We start from the raw sequence: 8,033 nt of genomic DNA on the forward strand, positions 1-8,033 counted from the left end.
CGGGAGTGACTGCCAGAGCACCGTTACCCGATCTGAGGAGATTACCACCAAAGTTGGTACTTTTATCAAGCACTTTGGTGAAAAAAACGTTCAGCGGCGTATTGGAGCCAGATGAACGGTGGTTTGGGCCGCGATTTGGGCGACGATGGCCGGATCGACATCGTCGGTCAGGATCACATCGGTGAACTCACTGACGGGCACGTAGCGGTGCAGCGACGTTCGACCCACCTTCGAACTGTCCATCATGAGGACCCGTCTCGCGCCGGAACGCAACATCGCACGCTTCATCAACACGATGTCCTGCTCCTGGTGGTACGTCATCTCCGTCCCCATCGTCGAAGTCGACTGGAAGACGATATCGACGGCGTAGGACTCAACAGACGTATGGTCGGGAATACCGATGTAGGAGTCATGGGTGCGGGAATACTGCCCCCCTGTGACGATCAGTCTGATGTCGTCGTTCTCACGGAGTTCCTCTACCGCCTGGCGGTAATTGGTGATGACCGTCAGCGGTCCGACATCACTGAAAAGACGGGCGAGAGCCAAGACCGTAGTGGAGTCGTCGAGCATGATCGACATCCCCGGCTCCACCATGGACAAGGCCTCATGCGCAAGGGCATTCTTCGCACTGGAGCGGGTCTGCATCCGGAATTCGGAGCTGCTCTCAAAGACCGTGGTCGGCAGGACCGAGACCCCGCCATGGAATTTTCTGAGGATGCCCCGCCGGGCAAGGTCGTCGATATCGCGGTGCACCGTCATGGGGCTGACCTCGGTCAGAGCGGCCAGTTCAGCGGCAGTGGCTGACGCAACCGAACCGAGGTGATCGACGATCTTGCGCTGTCGAGACTCTTTGGTCTGACGAGGAACACCCTGCTCTGCCATGAAGACAGCATAGAGGTGCCTTCTATACGGATCGGCATCCCATCATCACAAACAGAATGATAAAAATCGCAGTTTTTTTGACAATTCGCGCCTTGATGGTGTTATTCTCGCCGATACACACCACCAAGGGAGATTCAATGAAGAAGATCTATTCCAGGATGGCGGTCGCCTCATTGGCCGCTCTCCTCAGCGCGACCGCCCTCAGCGGTTGCGTCGAGCAGGCGGGCAGCAGCACTGCCTCCTCCACGGGCGCCTACAAGATCGCGTTCCTCATGCCCGACCTCGCATCGACCAGATACGAGCAACAGGACAAACCCTTGTTCGAGGCGAAGATGAAGGAACTCTGCGCCGACTGCACGGTGCTCTACTCGAACGCGAACGCCAGTGCCGACACCCAGCAGCAGCAGGCCAACTCGGCCATCGCCCAAGGGGTGAATGCGATCGTCATCGACGCCGTCGACTCCACCGCAGCAGCCGGCATCGTCGTCGCGGCCAACTCGGCGAAGATTCCGATCATCGCCTACGACCGACCCATCCCCACCCAGAAGGCTGACTACTACGTCTCGTTCGACAACGAGGGTATCGGCAAGGCGATCGCCCAGTCGCTGGTTGACAAAGTCAAGGCAACCGACCCGACTGGCAGCATTCTGATCGTCAACGGCTCACCCACTGACGCCGCAGCCGGCCTCATCAAGAAGGGCATCCACGAGGCCGTCGACTCCAGCGGGCTGACAGTGCTCGCCGAATTCGACACCCCCGCCTGGGACCCGGCGCAGGCCCAGAACTGGGCCAGCGGGCAGATCACCCAGTACGGCACGAAGATCAACGGTGTGGTCGCGGCGAATGACGGAACCGGCGGCGGCGTGATCGCGGCGTTCAAGGCTGCGGGCACCTCGCCCGTGCCCCCTGTGACCGGAAACGATGCCGAGGTCGCTGCCGCGCAGCGAATTCTCGCGGGCACCCAGTACAACACCATCTCCAAACCGATCAGCATCGTCGCAGACGCCGCGGCAGAAGTCGCGTACTCCTTCGCGCAGGGAACCAAGGTCGAGGGCAAGGCAACGCTCTACGACACCCCGTCGCAGCTGTTCAACCCCGATGTCGTCACCCTCGACAACATCAAACAGGTTCTCTTCGACAGCAAGATCATGACGGCCGCCGAGGTCTGCACCGGCGAGTACGCCGCAGGCTGCACCGCAGCCGGTATCCAGTAACCCCAGCCACGGGAGCAGCAACATCCCCGGCACCCTTGGGCGGACGCGGAACACTCTCGCTCCGCGTCCGCCCATTCTCAACGACGAGTCAGAAGGACCAGATGACCACACCCACCCTCGAGCGCACCGACGCAACCACCAACATCCTCAGCCTCCGTGGTGTCACCAAGAACTTCGGTGCCGTCGCCGCCCTCACTGACATCAGCCTCGACGTGGCGGCGGGTGAAGTCGTCGCGATCGTCGGCGACAACGGTGCCGGCAAATCCACCCTCGTGAAAATCCTCTCCGGCGTGCATCTGCCGGATGCTGGCACCATCGAGTTCGACTCCCGTCCCGTCTCCATTCCGAACCCGACCTCCGCCCTGAATCTCGGCATTGCGACCGTCTTCCAGGACCTCGCGCTCTGCGACAACCTCAATGTGATCGAGAACCTCTTCCTCGGCCAAGAGCTCAGGCCCGCACGACTCAACGACATCGCCATGGAAGTGCGCTCCTGGGAACTGCTGCGACAGTTGTCGGCGAAGATCCCCTCCGTACGCATCCCGATTGCCTCACTCTCAGGCGGACAGCGTCAGACGGTCGCCATCGCCCGCTCCCTCCTCGGGGACCCGAAAGTCATCATTCTCGATGAACCGACGGCCGCACTCGGCGTAGCCCAGACCGCAGAAGTACTGAATCTCGTCGAACGTCTCCGGGAACGCGGCCTCGGCGTCATCATGATCAGCCACAACATGGCCGACGTACAGGCTGTCGCCGACCGCGTGGTCGTGCTGCGCCTCGGCCGCAACAACGGCGACTACAAGGTGGGCACCGTGACGCCCGAAGAGATCATCGCGGCCATCACCGGGGCCACCGACAACGCCGTCACCCGACGCACCAGCCAAGTCGATCTCCGCAGCATCCAACCCATCACCTTGCCAGACGGCACAATCGCACCCCCCGAGAACCCCACCGACAAGGAAGTCGACCGTTGACCACCACCGCACCACGCCCCTCCGACCTGCAAGACGAACGACTCGCCAACCGGGAAGGAATCCGGGGCACGTTCGCCGGATTCGTCGACAAGATCCGCGGCGGCGACCTCGGCGCCCTCCCCGTCGTCATCGGCCTCGCCGTCATCTGGACGGTACTTCAGATCCTGAACCACGGGTTCCTGTCGGCAGCGAACCTCGTCAACCTCCTGCTCGAATCCAGCCCCACCGGAGTCATCGCCCTCGGGATCGTCTGCGTGCTGCTTGTCGCCCAGATCGACCTGTCCGTCGGCTCCGTCAGTGGACTGTCGTCGGCGATCGTCGGAATCCTCTTCGTCAACCTCGGCTGGAACGTGTTCGCCGCCATCGCCGTCGCCGTCCTCACCGGCGTCGTCATCGGCTGGGTCTATGGACAGATCTTCAACCGCTTCGGAGTCCCGAGCTTCGTCATCACCCTCGCCGGCCTCCTCAGCTTCCTCGGCCTGCAGCTCTACGTTCTCAAGGGCATCGGAACTATCAACATCCCCTTCGACTCACCCCTCGTCATCTTCGCCCAACTCGCCTTCGTACCCGCGTGGCTGTCATACGTGCTGGTCGCCATCGCCGCGGCAGGGCTCTTCCTCACCGATCTGACACGAGCCCGGGCCAGACGCACCGCCGGCCTCTCGGCCCAGCCGCTCAGCCTCATCGCCCTCAAGAGCGGTGCCCTGCTGGTCGGCCTGGGATTCGCGGCCTGGTACCTCAACATCGCACGCGGCATCGGCTGGATGTTCGTGCTATTCGTTGCCCTCGTGTTGATCTTGAACTATGCCCTGACCCGCACCAAGTGGGGCCGTGCGGTCTTCGCCGTCGGCGGCAACGTCGAAGCCGCCCGGCGCGCAGGCATCAAAGTCAAGACCATCTACACCTCCGTCTTCGTCGTCTGCAGCACCCTCGCGGCCGTCGGCGGCATCCTCGCCGCCTCACGACTCGCCGCCTCCAGCCAGTCCAGCGGCACCGGTGATGTGAACCTCAATGCCATCGCAGCTGCGGTCATCGGCGGAACCAGCCTCTTCGGCGGCCGCGGCACCGCATTCGCTGCGCTGCTCGGCATCATCGTCATCCAATCCATCTCGAGCGGACTCACCCTCCTGAACCTCGACTCGTCGTTCCGATTCATGGTCACCGGACTGGTACTCCTGCTCGCCGTCGCACTCGACTCCGTCTCACGACGATCGAGAACGAACCACGGCCGCGCCTGAACCCGCCCCCAGGCCAAACTTTCATGTCCGCTCTCTCAGATCTGCCTTATGTGATATATCCTAGCGAATAGCAGACCACGTCGACGGTTCTCGGCGAGAGCGACGTGATGTGCGCCCAACCGAAAGGACAACGATGTCTAACTCGTTCACTCACACGGCCATAGACGGCCGCGTATTTACCGGCCGCTCGAACGGCGTCGAAACGACGGCGGGTACCCCGCTCGTGGTCGCCCTCCATGGCGGCACATACTCTTCGGCCTACTTCGACATCCTTGGCTACTCGCTTCTCGACCGGGGCACCGCAGCGGGTGTTCCCGTGATCGCGTTGGACCGCCCGAACTACGGGGGCTCCAGCCCGCTCGAGAGCGAGGACTCGATCATTCTGGCGAACGCCGACGTCCTCAGCGCCGCCATCGGGGAGATCTGGGCACAGCGCGGCTGCGACGCGTCCGGCGTGGTACTGATCGGCCATTCCATCGGAGGTGCCATCGCCACCGCCATCGCAGCGAGCCAGCCCGTGTGGCCGCTGCTCGGGCTGGCGACCTCCGGATGCCTTGTGCAGGTTCCTGCCGAATCCGCGGGCGCGTGGGCGGCCCTGCCCCCGATCCCGATGATCGACCTACCCGTGCCGCTGAAGGATCAACTCATGTTCGGCCCGGCCGGCACCTATACCGACGATATGCCTGCCGCCAGCTATCCCTCGAACACTCTCGTGCCCAAGGCCGAACTGCTCGACGTCACGGGCGGCTGGATCAACCGGCGCGCGGAGACCTGCGGGCGCGTCACGGTTCCGGTCTTCCACCGCCAGGGCGAGTTCGACAATCTCTGGGTCACGAACCAGAACGAGATCGATGAGTATCGGGCGGGTTTCACATCTGCCCCCTCGCTGGACATCGAGCTGCTGCCCGGCAGCGGGCACTGCATCGACTTCCATACGCCGAGCGAGGTCTTCGAAGACGCCGAGCTAGCGTTCGCGATGTCGATGCAACTCGCGCGGTCCTGACCTCGACCGGCTGAACGGCCGGCCGGTCACCTGGTCGGCCGTTCAGTTCGTCGGAGGGTCAATGCGTCGGGGGCTCATGAGGTCGTTGAACTTCTTCGTGATCCCGATGTCGTCCGCGCGCTGCGCATCGCGGCGCTCCCGCGCGCGGGCGACATAGGCCTCTAGCTCTCCCGCCTCGAGCGCCTGCAGGGTCTCGGTGAGAAACTCGTCGAGCGGCATCGCGTTCGGGTCGGTGAGGTTCACAGCTTGGAGCCCGGTGCGGGTGAGCGGTGGAGCGATCTCGATGATCTCCGGGACTTCTCCGTGCATCCGGTAGCGCAGTGACAGCGTGTACGAGTGCATGGCCGCCTTTGTCGCCGAGTAGAGCGACGATCGCGCGAGCGGCGCATAGCCGAGCATAGAGGTGACGTTGACGATCGCGCTGCCGGGCACACTTCGCAGGTACTCGATGAATGCCGAGATCATCCGGATCGGCCCCAGCAGGTTGGTCGCCACGACCAGCAGCAGGTCATCCTCATCGACAGATGCTGTCGGATCGTCGTCGATCATGACTCCCGCACAGTTGACCAGCACATTGAGCTGCGGATGCGATGACAGCACTTCCGAAGCGCACGCCGCGATGCTCGTCGGGTCCGAGACGTCGACCAGGCAGGTGCTGATTCCCGGGTTGGCCGCTCTGACCTCGGCCAGCAGATCAGTACGGTGACCGGCGACGATGACGGTGTTGCCCCGCTCGAGCAACGCCTCGGCGAGTGCGCGACCGATACCGGATCCGCCGCCGGTGATGAGTACCGTGTTGCCGGTGAGTTCCATCGTCAGCCGTCCGATCCTACCGACGGCCGCGAGGGGGCCGCCCACTCGATGATGGTCTCAGCGAACAGGCGGGGGTCAGACCTGTGCATAGCGTGCCCCATGTCGGGGAACGACAGGTAGCTGACGGGCTGGCCGGCCTTCTGCACCAATTCCTGCACGCGCTGCGCCTGAAAGTCGGTCATCGCTCCGGTCAGGCGACCCGTGTGTTCGTCGACCTGCCGGAAGTGGTGGGTGATCAGGATGGGAACTTTGACGTTCGAGATCATGTTCTCGTGGTCGCAGGACGCCGTCGCCGACCCGGAGGCGAACGCTCTGCCCCACTCGGGGTCGTACTCCTTCATGTTCTGCGGCGGGCCGGCGGGGCGTTCCCCGGGCGGCATCGGGAACATCCGCGCGAGACCTTGGAGCGTCGAGCGGGGCATCACCCGGGGAAGTGCCTGCTGCATGCCGGCCCAGTCACCGATCGACCACTGGTCGCCGAGGTATTTGTTCCACAGCTCGAAGGTGAGGCCCATCCCTTGGTGCACGGACTGCCCGCAGGCGGGGTTGGCTTCGGAGGCGAAGAACGGCGCGTCCTCCCAGACGCCGCCGAGTATTTGGCCAGGCTTCGCGAAGGCGCAGAGCCATGCAGCGATCGTGCCGCCCGACGAGAGCCCGCTGACGAGGGTGGGTCGTTCGACGACAAGATCGATGAAGCGCACGAGGTCGGCGCCGAACGTGTCGAGAGTGTAGCGGCCGGGCGTCCAGGTCGACCGGCCCTGGCCTCGGAGGTCGACGGCAAACACGCGGAAATGTTCAGCAAGAGGCTTCATCGCCTGCTCGTAGCCCCACCACGATTCACTCTGCGAGGGAATGAGCAGCAGCGCGGGCGATTCGGGGTCACCGGCAACCGCATAGTTCATCCGGATCTCCCCCAGATCGACGACGTGCTCCTCGAACGAATGGGGAACGAAGAGGTCCGGGTGCGAATCAGCTTCCAGGTAGGTCATGTCATTTTCCTTTGCTCGATCAGATGAGGGATATTCATTGCGCGGTCCAGCCTGCGTCGAGCATCAGCGACGAACCCGTCATGAGGCTCGACGCATCTCCGGCGAGAAAGACGACAGCGCCCATGATCTCCTCGACGGTACCGATCCGTCCGAGGGCGTTGCGCTGGGTCGCCCACTCCCGGAATCCGACCGCCTGCAACATGGGCTTGGTGAGTTCGGTCTCGATGAAGGTCGGGCAGATCGTGTTGACCCGTACGTTGTTGGCGCCGACCTCCCACGCAAGTGATTTGGCTAGCCCCTCGAGCGCGTGCTTCGTCGCCGAATAGACTGTTCGCCGCGGGCTTCCGACGTGGCCCATCTGAGACGAGACGAGGATGATCGAGCCTTTGTCGAGGTCTCTCATGCTACGCGCCGCCGCCCGCGTAACGACAAAGGCCGACCGCACATTGACGGAGATCATAGTGTCGAGGTCGCCGTCGAGCACGTCGACGAGGTCGACGGGCCGGTTGATGCCGACACTGTGAACCACGATCTCGAACGGTCCGAATTCGTCGAAAGCGGCGTCGACCGCTCGTGAATCCGTGACATCAAGAGCGATCGACGTTGCCCTGCGTCCGTCGGCTCTGAGTTCATCACAGACCGAATCGAGCTCCGACTTCGACCGGGCCGCGACGAACACCTCGGCCCCGGCCTCCGACAAGGCAGCGGCCGCGGCCAGGCCTATTCCGCGGCTCGCCCCAGCGATGAAGGCCTTCCGGCCATCCAGCCTGAACGTCGGTGTGACGGGCAGCATCTAGGGCGTGTCTCCTAAACGTGGTGTCAGTGTTCTGGGATGCTGTGGGGATGTCCCGTTCTGCTGTTTTGAGTGATTCCGATTGGGCTATTTTGGAGCCGTTGTTGCCGTCGTCTGCGGGTCGGCG

8 protein-coding genes are annotated in these 8,033 nt (G+C 63.4%); 4 read left to right on the plus strand and 4 right to left on the minus strand.

Annotation, left to right across the window (positions count from 1 at the left end):
• Positions 1-90: 90 nt before the first annotated feature.
• Positions 91-882, minus strand: a complete 792-nt coding sequence (locus B7R22_RS14005; RefSeq protein WP_116412327.1) for a DeoR/GlpR family DNA-binding transcription regulator — start codon at positions 880-882, stop codon at positions 91-93.
• Positions 883-1,019: 137 nt separating this feature from the next.
• Between B7R22_RS14005 and B7R22_RS14010 the strand changes: the two genes are divergently transcribed.
• The 4 genes from B7R22_RS14010 (at position 1,020) to B7R22_RS14025 (ending at position 5,311) form a co-directional block, all read left to right on the plus strand.
• Positions 1,020-2,096: an ABC transporter substrate-binding protein gene (locus tag B7R22_RS14010; protein ID WP_116412328.1), complete on the plus strand. Its 1,077-nt coding sequence runs from the start codon at positions 1,020-1,022 to the stop codon at positions 2,094-2,096.
• A gap of 101 nt (positions 2,097-2,197) precedes the next feature.
• A complete protein-coding gene (locus tag B7R22_RS14015) occupies positions 2,198-3,070 on the plus strand; it encodes an ATP-binding cassette domain-containing protein (protein ID WP_116412329.1) in 873 nt (290 codons plus the stop codon).
• The gene (locus tag B7R22_RS14020; protein WP_116412330.1) at positions 3,067-4,308 is read left to right on the plus strand and encodes a sugar ABC transporter permease; all 1,242 of its coding nucleotides are present in this window, start codon (positions 3,067-3,069) and stop codon (positions 4,306-4,308) included. Before B7R22_RS14015 ends, B7R22_RS14020 begins: the two co-directional genes overlap by 4 nt.
• A gap of 133 nt (positions 4,309-4,441) precedes the next feature.
• Positions 4,442-5,311: an alpha/beta hydrolase gene (locus B7R22_RS14025; RefSeq protein ID WP_116412331.1), complete on the plus strand. Its 870-nt coding sequence runs from the start codon at positions 4,442-4,444 to the stop codon at positions 5,309-5,311.
• A gap of 42 nt (positions 5,312-5,353) precedes the next feature.
• Here the strand turns inward: B7R22_RS14025 and B7R22_RS14030 are convergent, their stop codons facing one another.
• From B7R22_RS14030 to B7R22_RS14040, 3 genes are read right to left on the minus strand one after another with little or no spacing between them, the layout of a single operon-like run.
• A complete protein-coding gene (locus B7R22_RS14030) occupies positions 5,354-6,124 on the minus strand; it encodes an SDR family oxidoreductase (protein ID WP_147305395.1) in 771 nt (256 codons plus the stop codon).
• A gap of 2 nt (positions 6,125-6,126) precedes the next feature.
• Positions 6,127-7,113 carry an alpha/beta fold hydrolase gene (locus tag B7R22_RS14035; RefSeq protein ID WP_116412333.1) on the minus strand — a complete coding sequence of 329 codons (987 nt, stop codon included), beginning with the start codon at positions 7,111-7,113 and terminating at the stop codon, positions 6,127-6,129.
• A 34-nt stretch (positions 7,114-7,147) separates the two neighbouring features.
• On the minus strand, positions 7,148-7,906 hold the full coding sequence (locus B7R22_RS14040; RefSeq protein WP_116412334.1) for an SDR family NAD(P)-dependent oxidoreductase: 759 nt from the start codon (positions 7,904-7,906) through the stop codon (positions 7,148-7,150).
• Between the last annotated feature and the right edge of the window lie 127 nt (positions 7,907-8,033).

It is taken from the genome of Subtercola boreus, from assembly GCF_003399635.1.
GTDB lineage: Bacteria > Actinomycetota > Actinomycetes > Actinomycetales > Microbacteriaceae > Subtercola > Subtercola boreus_B.

Coding starts and splice junctions, on each gene's coding strand:
- B7R22_RS14030 (WP_147305395.1), bottom strand. CDS start 6,124: ATGGAACTCACCGGCAACACGGTACTCATCACCGGCGGCGGATCCGGT.
- B7R22_RS14035 (WP_116412333.1), bottom strand. CDS start 7,113: ATGACCTACCTGGAAGCTGATTCGCACCCGGACCTCTTCGTTCCCCAT.
- B7R22_RS14005 (WP_116412327.1), bottom strand. CDS start 882: ATGGCAGAGCAGGGTGTTCCTCGTCAGACCAAAGAGTCTCGACAGCGC.
- B7R22_RS14015 (WP_116412329.1), top strand. CDS start 2,198: ATGACCACACCCACCCTCGAGCGCACCGACGCAACCACCAACATCCTC.
- B7R22_RS14025 (WP_116412331.1), top strand. CDS start 4,442: ATGTCTAACTCGTTCACTCACACGGCCATAGACGGCCGCGTATTTACC.
- B7R22_RS14010 (WP_116412328.1), top strand. CDS start 1,020: ATGAAGAAGATCTATTCCAGGATGGCGGTCGCCTCATTGGCCGCTCTC.
- B7R22_RS14040 (WP_116412334.1), bottom strand. CDS start 7,906: ATGCTGCCCGTCACACCGACGTTCAGGCTGGATGGCCGGAAGGCCTTC.